General features: G+C 71.7%; 15 protein-coding genes. 11 read left to right on the top strand and 4 right to left on the bottom strand.

Translation table 11 applies throughout. The features are described from left to right. Positions 1–91: 91 nt before the first annotated feature. Entirely contained in the window at positions 92–1,006 is a 915-nt protein-coding gene (locus ACWCPI_RS31690; RefSeq protein ID WP_451041384.1) for a helix-turn-helix domain-containing protein, read from the bottom strand. 177 nt (positions 1,007–1,183) lie between these two features. Between ACWCPI_RS31690 and tkt the strand changes: the two genes are divergently transcribed. From tkt to ACWCPI_RS31635, 11 genes are all read left to right on the top strand, one after another. Further along, positions 1,184–3,259, top strand: a complete 2,076-nt coding sequence (tkt, locus tag ACWCPI_RS31685) for a transketolase (protein ID WP_451041383.1) — start codon at positions 1,184–1,186, stop codon at positions 3,257–3,259. A 19-nt stretch (positions 3,260–3,278) separates the two neighbouring features. After that, on the top strand, positions 3,279–4,451 hold the full coding sequence (tal, locus tag ACWCPI_RS31680; RefSeq protein WP_451041382.1) for a transaldolase: 1,173 nt from the start codon (positions 3,279–3,281) through the stop codon (positions 4,449–4,451). Next, entirely contained in the window at positions 4,448–5,977 is a 1,530-nt protein-coding gene (gene zwf / locus ACWCPI_RS31675; RefSeq protein ID WP_451041381.1) for a glucose-6-phosphate dehydrogenase, read from the top strand. The genes tal and zwf overlap by 4 nt, the downstream gene beginning before the upstream one ends. Continuing rightward, entirely contained in the window at positions 5,974–6,909 is a 936-nt protein-coding gene (opcA, locus tag ACWCPI_RS31670; protein WP_388806599.1) for a glucose-6-phosphate dehydrogenase assembly protein OpcA, read from the top strand. The genes zwf and opcA overlap by 4 nt, the downstream gene beginning before the upstream one ends. Continuing rightward, the gene (pgi, locus tag ACWCPI_RS31665; RefSeq protein WP_451041380.1) at positions 6,902–8,596 is read left to right on the top strand and encodes a glucose-6-phosphate isomerase; all 1,695 of its coding nucleotides are present in this window, start codon (positions 6,902–6,904) and stop codon (positions 8,594–8,596) included. Before opcA ends, pgi begins: the two co-directional genes overlap by 8 nt. A 1-nt stretch (position 8,597) precedes the next feature. Further along, on the top strand, positions 8,598–9,476 hold the full coding sequence (gene gnd / locus ACWCPI_RS31660) for a phosphogluconate dehydrogenase (NAD(+)-dependent, decarboxylating) (protein WP_451041379.1): 879 nt from the start codon (positions 8,598–8,600) through the stop codon (positions 9,474–9,476). A gap of 6 nt (positions 9,477–9,482) precedes the next feature. Beyond that, positions 9,483–10,070, top strand: coding sequence for a histidine phosphatase family protein (locus tag ACWCPI_RS31655; protein WP_451041378.1), 588 nt, complete (start codon positions 9,483–9,485; stop codon positions 10,068–10,070). A gap of 74 nt (positions 10,071–10,144) precedes the next feature. Beyond that, complete coding sequence (locus ACWCPI_RS31650) at positions 10,145–11,611, top strand: membrane-associated oxidoreductase (protein ID WP_451041377.1); 1,467 nt, start codon at positions 10,145–10,147, stop codon at positions 11,609–11,611. A 105-nt stretch (positions 11,612–11,716) separates the two neighbouring features. Continuing rightward, positions 11,717–12,295, top strand: a complete 579-nt coding sequence (locus tag ACWCPI_RS31645) for a TetR/AcrR family transcriptional regulator (RefSeq protein WP_451041376.1) — start codon at positions 11,717–11,719, stop codon at positions 12,293–12,295. Continuing rightward, positions 12,292–13,635: an MFS transporter gene (locus tag ACWCPI_RS31640; RefSeq protein WP_451041375.1), complete on the top strand. Its 1,344-nt coding sequence runs from the start codon at positions 12,292–12,294 to the stop codon at positions 13,633–13,635. Before ACWCPI_RS31645 ends, ACWCPI_RS31640 begins: the two co-directional genes overlap by 4 nt. 65 nt (positions 13,636–13,700) lie before the next feature. Further along, positions 13,701–14,933, top strand: coding sequence for a serine hydrolase domain-containing protein (locus ACWCPI_RS31635; RefSeq protein ID WP_451041374.1), 1,233 nt, complete (start codon positions 13,701–13,703; stop codon positions 14,931–14,933). A 4-nt stretch (positions 14,934–14,937) separates the two neighbouring features. Here ACWCPI_RS31635 and ACWCPI_RS31630 read toward each other — a convergent pair whose 3' ends face one another. Genes ACWCPI_RS31630 through ACWCPI_RS31620 form a run of 3 tightly spaced genes read right to left on the bottom strand, consistent with a single transcriptional unit; the run spans position 14,938 to position 18,297 of the window. After that, complete coding sequence (locus tag ACWCPI_RS31630; protein ID WP_451041373.1) at positions 14,938–16,101, bottom strand: saccharopine dehydrogenase family protein; 1,164 nt, start codon at positions 16,099–16,101, stop codon at positions 14,938–14,940. Beyond that, positions 16,094–17,155: a saccharopine dehydrogenase gene (locus ACWCPI_RS31625; protein ID WP_451041372.1), complete on the bottom strand. Its 1,062-nt coding sequence runs from the start codon at positions 17,153–17,155 to the stop codon at positions 16,094–16,096. The genes ACWCPI_RS31630 and ACWCPI_RS31625 overlap by 8 nt, the downstream gene beginning before the upstream one ends. After that, entirely contained in the window at positions 17,152–18,297 is a 1,146-nt protein-coding gene (locus ACWCPI_RS31620) for an NAD(P)/FAD-dependent oxidoreductase (RefSeq protein WP_451041371.1), read from the bottom strand. Before ACWCPI_RS31620 ends, ACWCPI_RS31625 begins: the two co-directional genes overlap by 4 nt. Positions 18,298–18,317: the final 20 nt, after the last annotated feature.

Raw genomic sequence — 18,317 nt, 5'->3', positions numbered from 1 at the left:
CCAGCGGTTGCCGATGCCCCGCGAGCGCCCCGCCCTTCGCGGGGCATCGGTGCGCTCACCGCCGCCGTGACCCCGGGCGGCGCGGGCCGTCTCAGCGCAGTTCCGCCCGGAACGCCGCCGGCGTCATGTCGGTGTGCTGGTGGAAGAACTTGGAGAAGTTCGCCGCGTCCGGGAAGCCGACCGCCGCGCCCACCCGGCCGATCGGCAGATCCGTGTGGGCGAGGAGGCGCTTGGCCTCCAGGGTGACCCGTCGGTCGATGAACCCCTTGGGCGTCTGGCCGGTGGCGGCGCGGACCGCGCGCACGAGGGTACGGCGGGAGTAGCCGAGCTGGTCGGCGTAGGCGCTCACGCTGTGGTTGGTGGCGAAGCCCTGCTCCACCGCGTCCCGGAAGAGGGTGAACGTGGTGTCGGACTGCCGGCGCTCGGCCTCGGCCGAGCTCGCGGCGAGGTGGGCGAGGCGCAGCAGGAACGCCGTGAGCGAGTGGCGCAGGACCGCGGTGTGCAGGCTGAGCGGGAGGGTCGCCTCGTCCTCGTACTCGCGCTGGAGCTGGGCGAGGCCCGAGCGCAGGGCGGTGAGCTGGGGTTCGTCGGGGCGGAGCAGGGGCGGCAGGTCGTAGCGGTAGAGGCCGGTGGCCTCGACGGTGGCGCGGGGCAGGAAGCCCGGTTGCATGGTCAGGACGGTGCCCCGGTAGGCGTCCGCGCGGGCGAAGCGGTGGACCTGGCCGGGGCGTATCCACAGCAGGTCACCGGCCTGTGCCTCGTACTCGGTGAAGTCGATCATGTGGTGGACGGGACCCTCGCCGAAGAGCATCACCACGTGGAAGTCGATGCGGTGCACGCGGTCCAGGGCTGCGTCGGCGGCGTGCCAGGTGCGGCCGGTGCCCATCGGGCCGACCTGCATGCCGACGCCGAGGACGCTCTGATCGGCCGGGAAGGGAAAGGTTCTGATCGCCCCGTCGGCCGGGTCGCCGCCGTCGCGGTCGCCTTGGACCGTTGTGTCCACCATGTCCGTCTCGTGCCGTCTCAGTCGTGCGCGCCTCGCGCTCAGCCGTGCGCCGGGCTCGTCGCGGTGTCCCACTTTCACCACAGCGTGACACACGCCGACCTTCCCTCGTAAAAGTCAGACTTTTACTTTTGAACGCGTGGGACCAGCCACTTCGCTTCCGATCGAGGATTCTTGAAGATGAGCACGCAGACTCCGGACAGCTTCGAATGGACCGAACTCGACCGGCGTGCCGTCGACACGGCCCGCCTCCTGGCGGCCGATGCCGTCCAGCGGGTGGGTAACGGTCACCCGGGCACCGCCATGAGCCTCGCCCCGGCCGCGTACACGATCTTTCAGAAGGTGATGCGGCACGATCCGGCGGATCCGGAATGGGCCGGCCGTGACCGCTTCGTCCTGTCGCCCGGCCACACCTCGCTCACCCTCTACACCCAGCTCTTCCTCGCCGGGTACGAGCTGGAGCTCGACGACCTCAAGGCGTTCCGGACACACGGTTCGAAGACACCGGGCCACCCCGAGTACGGGCACACCGCCGGCGTCGAGACGACGACGGGCCCGCTCGGCCAGGGCGTCGCGAACGCGGTCGGCATGGCGATGGCCGCCCGCTACGAGCGCGGTCTGTTCGACCCGGAGGCGGCCCAGGGCGAGTCCCCCTTCGACCACACCATCTGGGCGATCGTCTCCGACGGCGACCTGCAGGAGGGTGTCAGTGCCGAGGCCTCCTCCCTCGCCGGCCACCAGAAGCTCGGCAACCTCGTCCTCCTCTACGACGACAACCACATCTCCATCGAGGGCGACACCGCGACGGCCTTCTCCGAGGACGTGCCGAAGCGCTACGAGGCGTACGGCTGGCACGTGCAGCGCGTCGAGCCGGCCGTGAACGGCGACATCGACGTGGCCGCCCTGTACGCCGCGCTCACGGCGGCACGCGCCGAGACCGAGCACCCCTCGATCATCGCGATGCGCACGATCATCGCCTGGCCCGCCCCCCATGCCCAGGGCACCGAGGCGTCCCACGGCTCGGCCCTCGGCGAGGACGAGGTCGCCGCCACCAAGCGCGTCCTCGGCTTCGACCCGGAGCAGTCCTTCGAGGTGGCCGACGAGGTCCTCGCCCACACCCGCGGGGCTCTGGACCGGGGCGCCGAGGCGCATGCCGCCTGGGACAAGCGGATCGACGAGTGGCGCGGCGCCGACCCCGAGCGCGCCCGGCTGTTCGACCGGATCGTCGCCGGTCAGCTGCCCGAGGGCTGGGAGGACGCCCTCCCGGTCTTCGAGGAGGGCAAGGCGGTCGCGACGCGCGCCGCCTCCGGCAAGGTGCTCCAGGCGCTGGGTGCGGTGATCCCGGAGCTGTGGGGCGGTTCGGCCGACCTGGCGGGCTCGAACAACACCACCATCGACAGGACGAGTTCGTTCCTGCCGACGGGCAACCCGCTTCCCGAGGCGGACCCGTACGGCCGCACGATCCACTTCGGCATCCGCGAGTTCTCGATGGCCGCGGAGATGAACGGCATCGCGCTGCACGGCAACACCCGCGTCTACGGCGGCACCTTCCTGGTCTTCTCCGACTACATGCGCAACGCCGTCCGCATGTCCGCACTGATGCAGCTGCCGGTGACGTACGTGTGGACGCACGACTCCATCGGACTCGGTGAGGACGGCCCCACCCACCAGCCGGTCGAGCACCTCGCGTCCCTGCGTGCCGTCCCGGGCCTGAACATCGTCCGCCCCGCCGACGCCAACGAGACCGCGATCGCCTGGGCCGAGATCCTCAGGCGGCACGCCACCGCTCCGGCCCCGCACGGACTGGCGCTCACCCGCCAGGGAGTGCCGACGCTGCCGGTGAACCCGCAAGCGGCGAAGGGCGGTTACGTCCTTGAGGAGTCCTCCACCGGTACGCCCGAGGTGATCCTCGTCGCCACCGGCTCCGAGGTCCAGCTGGCCGTGGCGGCGCGGGAGCGGCTGGAGGCCGAGGGGACCGGCACCCGCGTCGTGTCGATGCCGTCAGTGGAGTGGTTCGAGGAGCAGCCGCGCGCATACCGGGAGAGCGTGCTGCCGCCGGCCGTGAAGGCGCGGGTCGCCGTCGAGGCCGGCATCGGGCTGACCTGGCACAAGTACGTCGGGGACGCGGGTCGCATCGTGTCCCTCGAGCACTTCGGCGCCTCCGCCGACGCCGGGACCCTGTTCGCCGAGTACGGCTTCACCGCCGGCCACGTCGCCGCGGCGGCCCGGGAGTCCCTCGCCGCGGCCCGCGGCTGATCCGAACGCCAGAAAGAAGATGATCACAGTGAGCACCGAAACGACCACCACCGCGGGCATCCTGAAGCGCCTGTCCGACGAGGGTGTCTCGATCTGGCTGGACGACCTGTCGCGGGGGCGCATCGAGTCCGGCAACCTCGCCGAGCTCGTCGCGGACCGGAACGTCGTGGGCGTCACCACCAACCCGTCCATCTTCCAGGCCGCCATCGGCTCCGGCGAGGGCTACGAGGAGCAGCTCGCCGACCTCGCCGTGCGCGGCGTGACCGTCGACGAGGCCGTACGCATGATGACCACCGCCGACGTGCGGGCCGCGGCCGACGTCCTGCGGCCCGTGTACGAGGCCACCGGCGGCCGTGACGGCCGGGTCTCCATCGAGGTCGACCCGCGCCTCGCGCACCACACCCGGGCTACGGTCGCGGAGGCCAGGCAGCTGGCCTGGCTGGTCGACCGCCCCAACGTCATGATCAAGATCCCGGCGACCAGGGCCGGTCTGCCCGCCGTCACGGAGGTCGTCGCCCAGGGGATCAGCGTCAACGTCACGCTGATCTTCTCCCTGAAGCGCTACCGCGAGGTCATGGACGCCTACCTGGCCGGTCTGGAGCGGGCTGCCGCGCGGGGCCTGGACCTGTCCGGCATCCACTCCGTGGCCTCCTTCTTCGTCTCCCGGGTCGACGCCGAGATCGACAGGCGCCTGACGGCGATCGGCACGGACGACGCCCTCGCGCTGAAGGGCAGGGCGGCGCTCGCCAACGCCCGGCTCGCCTACGCGGCGTACGAGCAGACCTTCGGCTCCGCCGACGGCTCGACACGCGCCGGGGACCGCTGGACCGCCCTCGTCGGCGCCGGCGCGAACAAGCAGCGCCCGCTGTGGGCCTCCACGGGCGTTAAGGACCCCGCCTACAAGGACACTCTGTACGTCGACGAGCTGGTGGCTCCCGGGACCGTCAACACGATGCCGGAGGCCACGCTCGACGCCACCGCCGAGCGTGGTGAGATCACCGGCGACACGGTGACCGGCGGCTATGCGCAGGCGCGCGCCGACCTGGCCGCCGTTCAGGCCCTGGGGATCTCCTACGACGAGGTCGTCACCCGGCTGGAGGACGAGGGCGTCGCCAAGTTCGAGGTGGCGTGGCAGGACCTGTTGAACGCCGTGATGAAGTCGCTGAGCAGCAAGGGAGCTGACGCAGCATGACCTCCGACTGGGACAACCCCCTGCGCGACCCGCGCGACCGCCGTCTCCCCCGTATCGCCGGCCCGTCCGGGCTCGTCATCTTCGGTGTCACGGGCGACCTGTCCCGCAAGAAGCTGATGCCGGCCGTGTACGACCTCGCCAACCGCGGGCTGTTGCCCCCGGGCTTCTCCCTCGTCGGGTTCGCCCGCCGGGACTGGGAGGACGAGGACTTCGCCCAGATCGTGCACGACTCGGTGCGCGAGCACGCCCGCACCGAGTTCCGCGAGGAGGTCTGGCAGCAGCTCGCCGAGGGCATGCGGTTCATCCCGGGTGACTTCGACGACGACATGGCGTTCAAGCAGCTGCGCCAGACGGTCGACGAGCTGGACGCGGCGCGCGGTACCAGCGGCAACTACGCCTTCTACCTCTCCGTACCGCCGAAGTTCTTCCCGAAGGTCGTCCAGCAGCTGAAGAAGCACGGGCTGGCGCAGGCCCCCGAGGGGTCCTGGCGGCGGGCGGTCATCGAGAAGCCGTTCGGCCGCGACCTCGCGAGCGCCCGGGAGCTGAACGCGATCGTGCATGACGTGTTCGACCCGGAGCAGGTCTTCCGGATCGACCACTACCTGGGCAAGGAGACCGTCCAGAACATCCTGGCACTGCGGTTCGCCAACCAGATGTTCGAGCCCATCTGGAACCGGTCGTACGTCGACCACGTGCAGATCACGATGGCCGAGGACATCGGCATCGGTGGCCGGGCGGGCTACTACGACGGCATCGGCTCGGCCCGGGACGTCATCCAGAACCACCTGCTGCAGCTGATGGCGCTCACCGCGATGGAGGAGCCGGCCGCGTTCGACGCCGCGTCGCTGCTCACCGAGAAGCTGAAGGTGCTCAGGGCGGTGAAGGTGCCGCAGGACCTCGGCAGGCACACCGTGCGCGGCCAGTACGCGGCGAGCTGGCAGGGCGGCGAGCAGGTGCCCGGCTACCTCCAGGAGGAGGGCATCGACCCGGGGTCCAGGACCGACACCTACGCGGCCATCAGGCTGAACGTCGACAACCGGCGCTGGGCGGGCGTGCCGTTCTACCTGCGCACCGGCAAGCGGCTGGGGCGGCGGGTGACGGAGATCGCCGTCGTGTTCCAGCGGGCGCCGCACTCCCCCTTCGACTCCACCGCCACCGAGGAGCTCGGTCAGAACGCCATCGTCATCCGCGTCCAGCCGGACGAGGGCGTGACGGTCCGGTTCGGTTCGAAGGTGCCCGGCACCTCGATGGAGATCCGGGACGTGACGATGGACTTCGCCTACGGCGAGTCGTTCACGGAGTCCAGTCCGGAGGCGTACGAGCGGCTCATCCTGGATGTCCTCCTCGGGGACGCCAACCTGTTCCCCCGTCACCAGGAGGTGGAAGAGTCCTGGAAGATCCTCGACCCGATCGAGGAGTACTGGGACTCGCACGGCAAGCCGGCGCAGTACGCGTCCGGGAGCTGGGGACCCGAGGAAGCCGACGAGATGCTCGCACGAGACGGACGGAGCTGGCGCAGGCCATGAAGATCGACCTGACCGACACCACGGCAAGCAAGATCAACAAGGCGCTGGTGCAGGGCCGCCGCGCGATCGGCACACCGGCCGTGGGCATGGTCCTGACGATGGTCATCGTCACGGACGAGGAGAACGCCTACGACTCGATCAAGGCGGCCGAGGAGGCCTCGCACGAGCACCCCTCGCGCACTCTGGTCGTGATCAAGCGGCACGCCCGCACCCCGCGCGACCGCACCCGCTCGCACCTCGACGCCGAGGTCCGGGTGGGCGCCGACGCCGGCACCGGGGAGACCGTCATCCTGCGCATGTACGGCGAGGTGTCCGACCACGCCGACTCGGTGGTGCTGCCGCTGCTGCTGCCGGACGCCCCGGTCGTCGTGTGGTGGCCGGTGGACGCGCCGGAGAACCCCTCCAAGGACCCGCTGGGTGCGCTGGCGCAGCGGCGGATCACCGACCTGTACACCACCGAGACACCGCTGGCGGATCTCCAGGCGCGCGCCCGCTCGTACGCGCCCGGCGACACCGACCTCGCCTGGACCCGGCTCACCCCGTGGCGCTCGATGCTCGCCGCGGCCCTGGACCAGGCCCGGGTGCCGATCGTGTCGGCGGCCGTGGAGGCCGAGGCCGACAACCCGGCCGCCGAGCTGCTGGCCCGCTGGCTGGAGGCCCGCCTGCACGTCACCGCCGAGCGGGTGGTGACCGCCGGACCCGTCGTCACGGGCGTGCGGCTCGGCACCGAGACCGGGGAGATCGTCATCGACCGCCCCGAGGGCCCGCTGGCCACCCTGCACCTGCCGGACCAGCCGTCGCGCACCCTCGCGCTGAAGGTCCGCACCACCTCCGAACTCATCGCCGAGGAGCTCAGGCGCCTCGACGCGGACGAGATGTACGCCATCGCCCTGCGCGGTGAGGCACCCAAGGAGACACCCGACCATGTCTGAGTCCCACTCCGGCTCCCCCCGGCTCACGCTGCGCCCCGAGTGGGTGGCCCTGGAGGACCATCGCGCGGACGCGTTCCGCCAGCCCCGGCTGCGTGAGCTGTTCGCCGCCGATCCGTCCCGCGCCGAGCGGTACGTCGTACGCGTCGGCGACCTGCGCATCGACTACTCCAAGCACCTGGTCAACGACGAGACGCTCGCCCTGCTCCAGGAACTGGCCACCGCCACCGACGTGTTCGGGCTGCGCGACGCCATGTTCCGCGGCGACAGGATCAACATCACCGAGGACCGGGCCGTCCTGCACACCGCCCTGCGCGCCCCGGCCGACGCGGTGATCGAGGTCGACGGCGAGAACGTCGTCCCCGAGGTGCACGCCGTCCTCGACAAGATGAGCGCGTTCGCCGACCGGATCCGCTCCGGTGAGTGGACCGGCCACACGGGCCGCCGTATCCGCAACGTCGTCAACATCGGCATCGGCGGCTCCGACCTCGGTCCCGCGATGGCGTACGAGGCGCTTCGCCCGTTCACCGCACGGGAGTTGACGTTCCGGTTCGTCTCGAACGTGGACGGCTCCGACCTCCACGAAGCGGTGCGCGACCTGGACCCGGCCGAGACGCTGTTCATCGTCGCGTCCAAGACGTTCACCACGATCGAGACGATCACCAACGCCACCTCGGCCCGCTCCTGGCTGCTCGCCGGGCTGGGCGGCGAGGAGAAGGCCGTGGCCCGGCACTTCGTCGCGCTGTCGACGAACGCCGAGAAGGTGACGGACTTCGGCATCGACCCGGACAACATGTTCGAGTTCTGGGACTGGGTCGGCGGCCGGTACTCGTACGACTCCGCCGTCGGCCTCTCGCTCATGATCGCCATCGGCCCGGACCGCTTCCGGGAGATGCTCGACGGCTTCCGCATCGTCGACGAGCACTTCAGGAGCGCGCCCGCCGAGGCCAACGCCCCGCTGATCATGGGTCTGCTGGGCATCTGGTACGGCAACTTCTTCCACGCCGAGTCCCACGCGGTGCTGCCGTACTCGCACTACCTGTCGAAGTTCACGGCGTATCTGCAGCAGCTGGACATGGAGTCCAACGGCAAGTCGGTGGACCGTGACGGTCACACCGTCGGCTGGGCGACCGGTCCGGTGGTGTGGGGCACGCCCGGCACCAACGGGCAGCACGCCTACTACCAGCTGATCCACCAGGGCACCCGGCTGATCCCGGCCGACCTGATCGGCTTCGCCCGTCCGGTCGCCGAGCTGAGCGACGAACTCAAGGCGCAGCACGACCTGTTGATGGCGAACCTCTTCGCGCAGGGCCAGGCGCTCGCCTTCGGCAAGACCGCCGACGAGGTGCGCGCCGAGGGCGTGCCCGAGGAGCAGGTGGCGCACCGCACCTTCCTCGGCAACCACCCCACCACCACGATCCTCGCCCCCGAGCTGACCCCGTCCGTCCTCGGTCAGCTGGTCGCCCTGTACGAGCACAAGGTCTTCGTCCAGGGCGCCGTCTGGAACATCGACTCCTTCGACCAGTGGGGCGTGGAACTGGGCAAGGTCCTCGCCAAGCGCGTCGAACCCGCGCTCACCGAGGGGGCCGACGTGCCCGGTCTCGACCCGTCCACCGCCGCCCTCGTGGCCGCCTACCGCTCGCTCAAGAACGCATCGGACGCGCAGGGCGTCCAGGAGGAAGTGAACTGACATGCAGATCGGTCTTGTGGGTCTCGGCAAGATGGGCGGCAACATGCGCGAGCGTCTGCGCAACGCCGGCCACACCGTCGTCGGCTACGACACCAACCCCGAACTGTCCGACGTCGCGAGCCTGGCCGACCTGGTCGACCAGCTCCAGGCGCCGCGCACGGTCTGGGTCATGGTCCCGGCCGGCGGCCCCACCCAGCTCGTGATCGACCAGCTGGGGAGCCTGCTCAAGCCCTACGACACGGTCGTCGACGGCGGCAACTCCCGCTGGACGGACGACGAGAAGCATGCCAGGGAGCTGAGCGCGCACGGCATCGGCTTCGTCGACGCCGGAGTGTCCGGCGGCGTGTGGGGCCTGAAGAACGGCTACGCCCTGATGGTCGGCGGCGAGAAGGAGCACGTGGACCGGCTCCGGCCGATCTTCGAGGCGCTCAAGCCGGAGGGGCCGTACGGCTTCGTCCACGCCGGCAGGGTGGGTGCCGGGCACTTCGCGAAGATGGTCCACAACGGCATCGAGTACGCGATGATGCAGGCCTACGCCGAAGGCTGGGAGCTGCTGGAGAAGGTCGACTCGGTGGACAACGTCCGCGAGGTGTTCCGCTCCTGGCAGGAGGGCACGGTCATCCGGTCCTGGCTGCTGGACCTCGCGGTCAGCGCCCTCGACGAGGACGAGCACCTGGAGGGGCTGAAGGGGTTCGCGCAGGACTCCGGTGAGGGACGCTGGACCGTCGAGGCGGCCATCGACAACGCCGTGCCGCTGCCCGCGATCACCGCCTCGCTCTTCGCACGGTTCGCGTCCCGCCAGGACGACTCCCCGCAGATGAAGATGATCGCGGCGCTGCGCAACCAGTTCGGCGGCCACGCCGTCGAGTCGACGAAGTAGCCCGCCGTGGGGGATCTCCTTCTGGTCCGCCACGGGGAGACGGAGTGGAGCAGATCGGGACGGCACACCAGCTGGACCGATCTGCCCCTCACCCGGGACGGCGAGGAACAGGCCAAGTCCCTCGTCCGGCTCCTGTCCGGCCGCACCTTCTCCCTGGCGCTCACCAGCCCGTTGCGCCGCGCCGTCCACACCGCCGAACTCGCGGGCGTCGCGGGCGCCGTACCGTACCCGGACCTGCACGAGTGGGACTACGGCGGCTACGAGGGTGTCACCACCGACGACATCCACCGCACCCGCCCCGGCTGGTCCCTGTGGACCGACGGGGTGGCCCCCGGCCCGGACGGCCACCCCGGTGAGTCACCGGCCGAGGTGGGCGCCCGTGCCGACCGGGTGCTGTCCCGGGTGGAGGCGGTGCTGCCCGGCGGCGACGTGATCCTCGTGGCGCACGGCCATTTCCTGCGTGTCGTCACGGCCCGCCGGCTGGGCCTGTCCCCGGCCGAGGGGCGGCTGTTCCAGCTGGCGACGGGAACGGTGAACCGGCTGTCGACGGAGCACGGCCGTCCCGTGATCGCCGAGTGGAACACCCGGCCGTGAGCGCCGGCTCTTCCGATCGCCCGGAACGGGCGGTGAGTTGACAGGTCCGGCGGCCGGCGTCAGAGTCCCGGCTGATGGAGATCAACGATCTGACGCCGGCCGAGCAGCGGGTGTGGCAGGCCTTTCCCAAGGGGCAGGCCGTGGACTTCCGCGAGGCGGCGGACGAGGACTGCGCCCTGGGCGCCGGCTGGGGGCCGCAACGCACCGTCCGCGCCTCGGTGCTGCGGGCCCTGCTGCTCGACGGTCCGGCCGAGAGCGGGGAGGTCGCCGCGCTGAAGGTGGCGGGCGCGCGGATCACCGGAGTGCTGGACCTGCGGTACGCGACCGTCGACCGTGTCGCACGCCTGAGCGACTGCCACTTCCACGACGTCCCCGACGTGTCCGGCGCCGAGTTGAAGTACCTCAATCTCACCGGGTCCAGCCTGCCCGGCCTGGCGTCCGCGCGGGTCCGTGTCGACGGCGGGCTGCGGCTGGCGAAGTGCCGCTTCCAGGGGCCGGTGCGGCTCGGCGGGGCGCAGATCGCCGGGGCGCTCTATCTGGAGGATGCCGAGGTCACCGCGCCGGACGGGACCCAGGCTCCGGTGCTCCAGCTTCACCAGGTGACCGTCGGCGAGGACCTGTGCGCGTCCCGGCTGCACTCCCGCGGTGAGATCCGGCTCAACGGCGCCACCATCAGCGGCTCGCTGCGGCTGGAGAACGCCGAACTCCACCACCCCGGCGGCTTCGTCCTGAACGCCGAGGCCCTGGAGGTGGGCGCCAACGTCCTGTGCAGGCACCTGAACGCGCACGGCCGCATCGATCTGCGCGGTGCGCGCATACCCGGCCGGCTGGACCTGCTCTACAGCCGCCTGGCCAACGCGAGCGGCACCGCGATACGGGCCAGCAGCTGCGTCATCGGGGAGGTCTGGCTGCGCAAGGGGCCCCCGGTGCAGGGCATGCTCAACCTGCGCCGCTCCCAGATCGAGCATCTCAACCTGGAGCCGGAGATGCTGCCGGACCAGGTCCGCCTCCTCGACCTCACCTACACCTCGCTGACCCCGCACGTGCCGCCCGAGCACCGGCTGCCCATGCTGGAGCGGGACGACGACACCTTCGATCCCCACGGCTACGAGCAGTTGACCGCCGCCTACCGCCGCACCGGCGACGACCACGCCGCCCGTCTCGTCCAGCTCGCCAAACAGCGCCGCCACCGCACCACCCTGGCCTGGTACGGCCGGCTGTGGGGCCACGTCCAGGACGCCACCGTCGGCTACGGCTTCCGTCCGATGCGCGCGCTGGGCTGGCTGCTCTCCCTGCTGGCGGTCGGGGCCGTGGCGTTCTCCGTTCACGCTCCTCCCGCGCTGAAGGCGGACGAGGCTCCGCGGTTCAACGCGGTGTTCTACACCCTCGATCTGCTGCTGCCGGTGATCTCCTTCGGCCAGGAGGCGGCGTTCGCCCCGCAGGGCTGGCAGCAGTGGCTGTCCTACGTCCTCGTCCTCACCGGCTGGATCCTCGCCACGACCGTCGTCGCCGGCGTGAGCCGGACGGTCAACCGCCAGTAGGCCGCAGCACCAGGTGCCGCCGACCGACGAGTCGGCCATCGCGACCGGTCGCCGACCGGCACACGAGTGTAGACACTGTCTACCCACCACTGGTAGACAGTGTCTATGCTCGAATCCGAAACAGGCCTCCGGGACCGGCTCGTCGACGTCGGCGTGGAACTGGTCGCCCGGGAGGGCGTCCAGGCGCTCACGCTGCGGGAGATCGCCCGCCGTGCGGGGGTCTCGCACGGCGCCCCACGCCGCTACTTCCCCACCCACCTGGAGTTGCTCTCCGCCATCGCCCGCCGGGGCTTCGACGCGCTGGCGGAGCGGACGACGGCCGCGCTCGGAGGGGGCCCGGCGAGCCCGCGCGAGCAGGTGGGCGCGCTGCTCCGCGGTTACCTGGAGTTCGCGCTGGACAACCGCGGGATGTACGAGTTGATGTTCCGTCATGACCTGCTGGAGAGCGGTCATCTGGGGCTGAGGGACACCAGCCTGCCCCTCTTCGGTCGCCTGGTGGACCTCGTCGGCCAGGTCCGCCCCGACGCCGATGCCCGGCTCGTCGCGGGCGCGCTGTGGGCCAACCTGCACGGCATCGCCCAGCTGTGGGGCTGGGGCAGTCTCCAACTCGCCACGGGCACCGAGGACTTCGACCCGTTGTTGCGCTCGGCCCTGGAGGCGCACCTCGGATCGGAGGAGGCGTGAACCCACGGCTCACCCTCGCGAGCAGCGTCGTCGGCGCCGTGATCGTCGCCTTCGACGGCACCGTCCTGACCATCGCGCAGCCCACTGTGCAGAAGGACCTGGGCGCCTCCTTCGCCGAGGTCCAGTGGACCAGCACCGGCTATCTCATCGCGGTGGCCGCCCTGCTGGTGTTCGCCGGGCGGCTCGGGGACCGGTACGGCCACCACCGCGTCTTCGGCATCGGCATGCTCGGGTTCGGGGCCGCGTCGGCCGGTGTCGCGGCAGCGCCCGGCCTGGGCTGGATGATCGGACTGCGCGTCGCGCAGGGGGTGTTCGGGGCACTGCTGCAGCCGGCCACGCTCGGGATGCTGCGCGCCGCCTTCCCGCCCGACCGGCTGCGGACGCCGATCGCCGTACGGACGGCGGCGATCGGGGTGGCGGCCGCCGCCGGACCGGTCCTGGGCGGCGCCCTGGTCGCCGGGCCGGGCTGGCGGGTCGTGTTCCTGCTCAACGTGGTCCCGGCCCTGGTCCTCGGCGTGCTCGCCCTCACCGTGCGGTCCCCGCGCGGGGCCTCCCGCGTGGCGCTCGACCTGCCCGGCGCCCTCCTGCTCGCCATCGCCCTGGCCTGTCTGGTCCACGCCCTGGTCGGGCTGCCGGGTCGGGGCTGGACCGCTGCGACCGCCGCGGTCGCCGGTGCCGCGTTCGTCCTGCACGAACGCCGTACCGCGAGCCCTCTCCTGCCGCCGGAGGTCATGGGCTCCGCCGCGGTCGCCTCCGCTCTCGGCATGCTGGTCGCCGCGTCGGCGGCACTGTCCGGAACGCTGTTCGTCGGCACGTTCGTGTTGCAGGGCGCCTTCGGTCTGGACCCGTTGCGCAGCGCGCTGGTCAGTCTGCCACTGGCCCTGCTGATGGTGGTCGCGGCGCCCTCGTGCGCGGTGCTGCTGCGCCGGGCCGGAGCCCGGCTGACGACCGGTGCGGCGATGACGCTCCTCGCGCTCGGGATCCTCATCCTGTCGCGCGCTGCCGCGGTGCCCGCGCTGTGCCTGGGGTTCGCCCTGGTGGGAGCCGGATTCGGGACCGTGATGGTGGCGGCGACGCATGTCGTCGTACGGGAGGCGGCCCGCGAGTGCGCCGGGGTCGCGGGCGGTCTGCAGCAGACGGCGATGAACCTGGGGCCGGTGCTGGGTGTCGCTCTCGCGACCGCGCTCATGGGTCCGGGTCCCGGGCTGCCGTTGGGTGTCCTCGCCGCCCTCGCCCTGGCCTGCGCGGCCCTGGGCCGGATGCTGCCCGCGGGGGCCGGGCGCACGATCGACGATCATGCCCGATCGGAGGACCGCACACCTGTTCCTGCGCGACGATGAGGTCAGAGGCCGTTCCGGCGGGGTATGCCGGAGCGCACCTCGGCGTACGCATTCGGAGGAGAGCGATGGCACTGCTGAGACAAGAGGTCGAGCCGGGCGAGGCCGGCCTGGACGCGAAGGCGCTGGACCGCCTCGACCAGCACTTCGCCCATCACGTCGACGAGGGCAGGCTGCCCGGGTATCTGGTGGCCCTGGCCCGCGGTGGCCGTGTCGCCCACCTCGCCACGTACGGCCACCGAGACCTCGCGGCCGGGCTGCCGGTCGAGGCGGACACGCTGTGGCGGATCTACTCCATGACCAAGCCGGTCACCGCCGTCGCCGCGCTGCTGCTGGTGGAGGAGGGCAGACTGTCGCTCGACGACCCGCTGGAGCGCCACCTGCCCGCCTTCGCCGAGCCACGGGTGTACGTCAGCGGATCGGGCGCCGACACGGTGACCCGCCCGGCCTCCGGGCCGATACGGATCCGGCATCTGATGACGCACACCGCCGGGCTGACCTTCGCCTTCTACCACACGCACCCCGTCGACGCCCTCTACCGCGCGGCCAACCTGGAGTCGGCGGTGCTGCCGGGCTCGGACCTGGCGGAGACGGTCGACGTGTACGCGCGACTGCCGCTGCAGTTCGAGCCCGGCACCGAGTGGAACTACTCGGTCGCCAGCAACGTACTGGGCCGGGTCGTCGAGGTCGTCTCCGGCCGGTCCCTCGACGAGTTCTTCGCCGAGCGGATCTTCGGGCCGCTCGGGATGACCGACGCCGGGTTCTGTGTGAACGATGAACAGGCGAGCCGCCTGGCCGAGTTGTACGGAGGCACCGACACCGGCGGCATCGAGCCGATCCCCGGCCTCCCGCTGCACGGCCGGCCGCGGTTCCTGTCCGGCAGCGGCGGTCTGGCCGCCTCCGCGCACGACGTCCACCGCTTCATGGAGCTGCTGCGCCGCCGCGGCGAACTCGACGGCACCCGGCTGCTGGCGCCCGAGACGGTGGACCTGATGGCCTCCAACCAGCTTCCGGGCGGCGCCGACCTGCGCTCCTTCGGCAGCCGCCCCGCCCACGACGAACCGGGCAACGACGGCGTCGGCTTCGGCCTCGGCGTCTCTGTCGTGATCGACCCCGCCCGCACCAGGGACCCGTCCGTCCTCGGCGCCTTCGGCTGGAGCGGGGTGGCCACCACCACGTTCTGGGTCGACCCGCGCCACGACCTGACGGTGCAGTTCATGACGCAGGTGCGGCCGAGGACCTCGCACACCTTCTTCCAGGACCTCAAGCGGCTCGTGCACGAGGCCGTCAAGGAGGACTGAACCGTCACCGGTCCACGCGCAGGGTGAACTCCAGGCCCTCCCGGGAGAGTTCACGCAACCACTGCTCCGAGCGGGCCGCGGTCCCGGCGGCCCGGTGCAGGCCCGCGGGCAGGGAGCCGTCCAGGACGTGACGGACCCCGAGGGCGAGGGGCCGGGACACGCAGCGGGCCATCGCGCTCTCCTGCGCGTCCCCCACCAGGTCGAGGAGGTAGCTGCCGGCCCAGGTCCGCCCTTCCGTGCCGCGCACGTCCAGCGACACTTCGAGGACGACACGGTCACGATCGGCGTCGGTGGTGGGATGGGCGGCCGCCAATTCCCCGGCCAGCGCGGCGATCCGGGCGTCGTCCCCCGCCCTCAGCTCACCGAAGACGGCGTCCCAGGCCCGCAGCCAGCCCTCCAGGCGCAGCGTGCCGCGCACGAAGAGTTGCGGTTTCCAGGCGGTCGGCAGCCCGTACTGAGCGACGAACGGAACGCTGTCGCGATTGGGGTAGACCTCGAACACCTCCCCGTCGACGACATGCCGCCGGGTCGCCTCCCACGGACGCTCGGCGACGACCTGGGTGCCGTCCTCGATGTAACGTGCCGGTGCCCGCAGAGCGTTGAGCACTCCGGCGGGCGCCCAGCTGAAGCGGTACCTGAAGTCGTTCGGGACCGCCGGGATACCGCCGCAGTACGAGGTGAGGCGGTAGGAGGCCGGCGAGTCCTCGCCGAGGGCCTCCCGGGCTCGGCCGACCAGACAGTGGGCGAACAGATGGTCGATGCCCGGGTCCAGACCGGCTTCGGTGAGGACCACGAGCCCGGCCGCGGCGGCCGACGGCACCTGGTCGAGGACCGCGTCCGACACATAGCTGGAACAGGCGAAGTGGGCGTTGCGCCGGATGCAGGCCGCCAGGATCCCCGCGTGTTCGGGCGCGGGCAGCATCGACACGACGACGTCCCCGGGCGCCAGTTCGGCCGTGAGCGCGGCCGGCGTGTACGCGCGGGGCTCGGCGCGACCGGAGAGACCCAGCCGGGCCAGGGCGCGGGCCGCGCGGTCCTCGGTGCGGTGCCACAGCCGTACCCGGTCGGCCGCGTCGCACAACCGCGCCAGGCCGCTGCCCGTGGACAGTCCGGCCCCGACCCAGTGGACGGTTCCGCTCGCCGGAACCCTCGCGGACCGGTCAGTCATCTTTGAACTCACCTCTTTCGACGCCGAGTTCACGGCACGCCTGGTGGAAACGGTCGGCACAGCGTGCCCAGGGCCCGCCCGTCTCGAACCGGAGCAGCTGAGGCAGCAGCGCCGCCGAGAAGTCGATGCTGGACTCACGGGGCAGCAGGGAGGGCAGGTTGTCGATGGCGATCAGGTCCAGCGGCGGCTCCTTGCGCAGCCGGCGCACGGGGTCGGTCCAGTCGGTGGTGCGGTCGTAGATCGGCAGGACGTTCAGCGGGGAGCCCACGTCGACGGTGACGTCGCACAGGGTGCGCAGCCGGCGGGCGGGGTCGTCGAGGTCCTGCTCGCGCAGGAAGGGCGGGATCGGCGTGGTGGCGAGGACGGCGTTGACGAGCACGTCGTGGCCCAGCAGTGCCGGGCGGTCCAGGTCCCGGGTCTCGGCGAGGTCCCAGGGCGTCGCCTCGACCCCGGCGGTCAGGAAGGCCGTGCGTGCGCCCCGGCCACTGCGGCCCAGAGCCCCGATCACGAGCGCGGTGAACTCCTCGTCCCCGACGGCCGGCCGGAGAACCTCGTCCAGTTCCTCCTTCGACGTCGGCGTCAGCGGTGCGGCGAGCCTGCCGCGGTGCTGCAGGACGGCGAGAGCCGCGCCCAGGTAGCCGGCCCAGAAGCCGAAGGCGGCGAGGCGGCGGCCGGTGTCGTCCACCAGGTACTCCAGGTCCAGCAGCGCCCCTCCCCCGGTGGCGAACCTGCGGAGCAGATCCTCGGCGCCGGGCTGCTGCTTGTAGGCGTGACCGAAGAAGATGTGCCGGTGCACCAGCCGGTCCGGTTGGTCGGGGAGTTCCTTGAGCCCGACCACCACGGCGGCGGGGGGTGCCTGCACCCAGGAGCCCGCCGGGGCGACACGGCATCCGGCCGCCTCGTACTCCTCCACCGGGAAGACGCGCTGCGGGGACTCCTCGACGGTCAGCGTCACTGCGCTCTCGACGAGCCGTCGTGCGTCCGACGGCACGATCGGGGTGCGTCGCTCGGTGGAACGGACCTCGTGGCGCAGCCACAGATGGAGATCGGTCATACGCGGTTGGCCTCCGGGCGCGGGGCGTCGGCCGCGAACCGGCCGGCGCTCAAGGGGCTGACATCCACGAAGGGTACGCGGCCGAGGTACAGGTCACGGACGACCTCGCCGACGGCCGGTCCCTGGAGGAAGCCATGCCCGGAGAAGCCGGTCGCGTACAGGAAGCGGGACACCGAAGTCGCCTCGCCGATCAGCGCGTTGTGGTCCGGGGTGACCTCGTACAGGCCCGCCCAGCCCCCGGTGCGGCGCAGGTCGAGGAGGGCGGGGGCGCGGTGTTCCATGGCCGCGGCCAGCCGGGGGATCCAGCGGTCGTGGGTGTCGGTGGCGAAGCCCGGCCGTTCGTCGGGATCGGACATGCCGAGCAGGAGGCCGGGGCCCTCGGCGTGGAAGTAGAGGCTGGTGGTGAAGTCGATGGTCATGGGCAACCTGGGCGGCAGGTCGGCGACCGGTTCGGTGACCGCGATCTGACGGCGCAGCGGCACCACCGGCAGATCCACGCCGACCATCGCCCCGACGGCCTTCGACCAGGCTCCGGCCGCGCAGACGACCGTGTCGGTGGTGATGCGGCCGATGCCCGTGGTCACGGCGGTGATCCGGTCACCGCGCAGTTCGATGCCGGTGACGTCGTTGTGACGCAGGATCCGTGCCCCGTACCGGCGGGCGGCGGACGCGTAGCCGTGGACCACGGATTCCGGGGTGCAGTGGCCGTCGTCCGGGGAGAACGCGGCCGCCAGCAGACCGTCGGTGGTGATCAGCGGGGAGAGTCCGCGGGCCTCGGCGGGATCGATCAGCCGGCTCGGCACGCCGAGGGAGTTCTGCAGCCGGACGCTCGCCTCGAAGCCGGCGACCTGCTCCGGCGTCGAGAGCAGGAAGAGATAGCCGACGCGGTGCAGACCGATGTCGTACCCGGTGTCCTCCTCGAACCGGGCGAACGCCTCCAGGCTGCGCGCCCCGAGCCGGATGTTCAGCTCGTCGGAGAACTGTGCCCGGACCCCGCCGGCCGCCTTCGAGGTGGAGCCGGAGGCCAGTTCGTCCCGCTCGACGAGGACCACGTCCCGCACACCGGCGCGGGCGAGGTGATAGGCGATGCTGGTCCCCGTGACGCCGCCGCCGATGACGACGACGCTCGCGCTCAGGTTCACGGACGGCCCCCCTGTGTCGT

The sequence above is a fragment of the Streptomyces sp. NPDC001920 genome, from assembly GCF_053594495.1.
The sequence above is the reverse complement of the archived record's forward strand: the minus strand, read 5'-3'. Positions and strand labels throughout refer to the sequence as shown.

Bases quoted from the DNA above. Each gene is read 5' to 3' on its own strand.
- ACWCPI_RS31690 (WP_451041384.1), bottom strand. From the start codon at position 1,006: ATGGTGGACACAACGGTCCAAGGCGACCGCGACGGCGGCGACCCGGCC.
- tkt (WP_451041383.1), top strand. From the start codon at position 1,184: ATGAGCACGCAGACTCCGGACAGCTTCGAATGGACCGAACTCGACCGG.
- tal (WP_451041382.1), top strand. From the start codon at position 3,279: ATGATCACAGTGAGCACCGAAACGACCACCACCGCGGGCATCCTGAAG.
- zwf (WP_451041381.1), top strand. From the start codon at position 4,448: ATGACCTCCGACTGGGACAACCCCCTGCGCGACCCGCGCGACCGCCGT.
- opcA (WP_388806599.1), top strand. From the start codon at position 5,974: ATGAAGATCGACCTGACCGACACCACGGCAAGCAAGATCAACAAGGCG.
- pgi (WP_451041380.1), top strand. From the start codon at position 6,902: ATGTCTGAGTCCCACTCCGGCTCCCCCCGGCTCACGCTGCGCCCCGAG.
- gnd (WP_451041379.1), top strand. From the start codon at position 8,598: ATGCAGATCGGTCTTGTGGGTCTCGGCAAGATGGGCGGCAACATGCGC.
- ACWCPI_RS31650 (WP_451041377.1), top strand. From the start codon at position 10,145: ATGGAGATCAACGATCTGACGCCGGCCGAGCAGCGGGTGTGGCAGGCC.
- ACWCPI_RS31645 (WP_451041376.1), top strand. From the start codon at position 11,717: ATGCTCGAATCCGAAACAGGCCTCCGGGACCGGCTCGTCGACGTCGGC.
- ACWCPI_RS31635 (WP_451041374.1), top strand. From the start codon at position 13,701: ATGGCACTGCTGAGACAAGAGGTCGAGCCGGGCGAGGCCGGCCTGGAC.
- ACWCPI_RS31630 (WP_451041373.1), bottom strand. From the start codon at position 16,101: ATGACTGACCGGTCCGCGAGGGTTCCGGCGAGCGGAACCGTCCACTGG.
- ACWCPI_RS31625 (WP_451041372.1), bottom strand. From the start codon at position 17,155: ATGACCGATCTCCATCTGTGGCTGCGCCACGAGGTCCGTTCCACCGAG.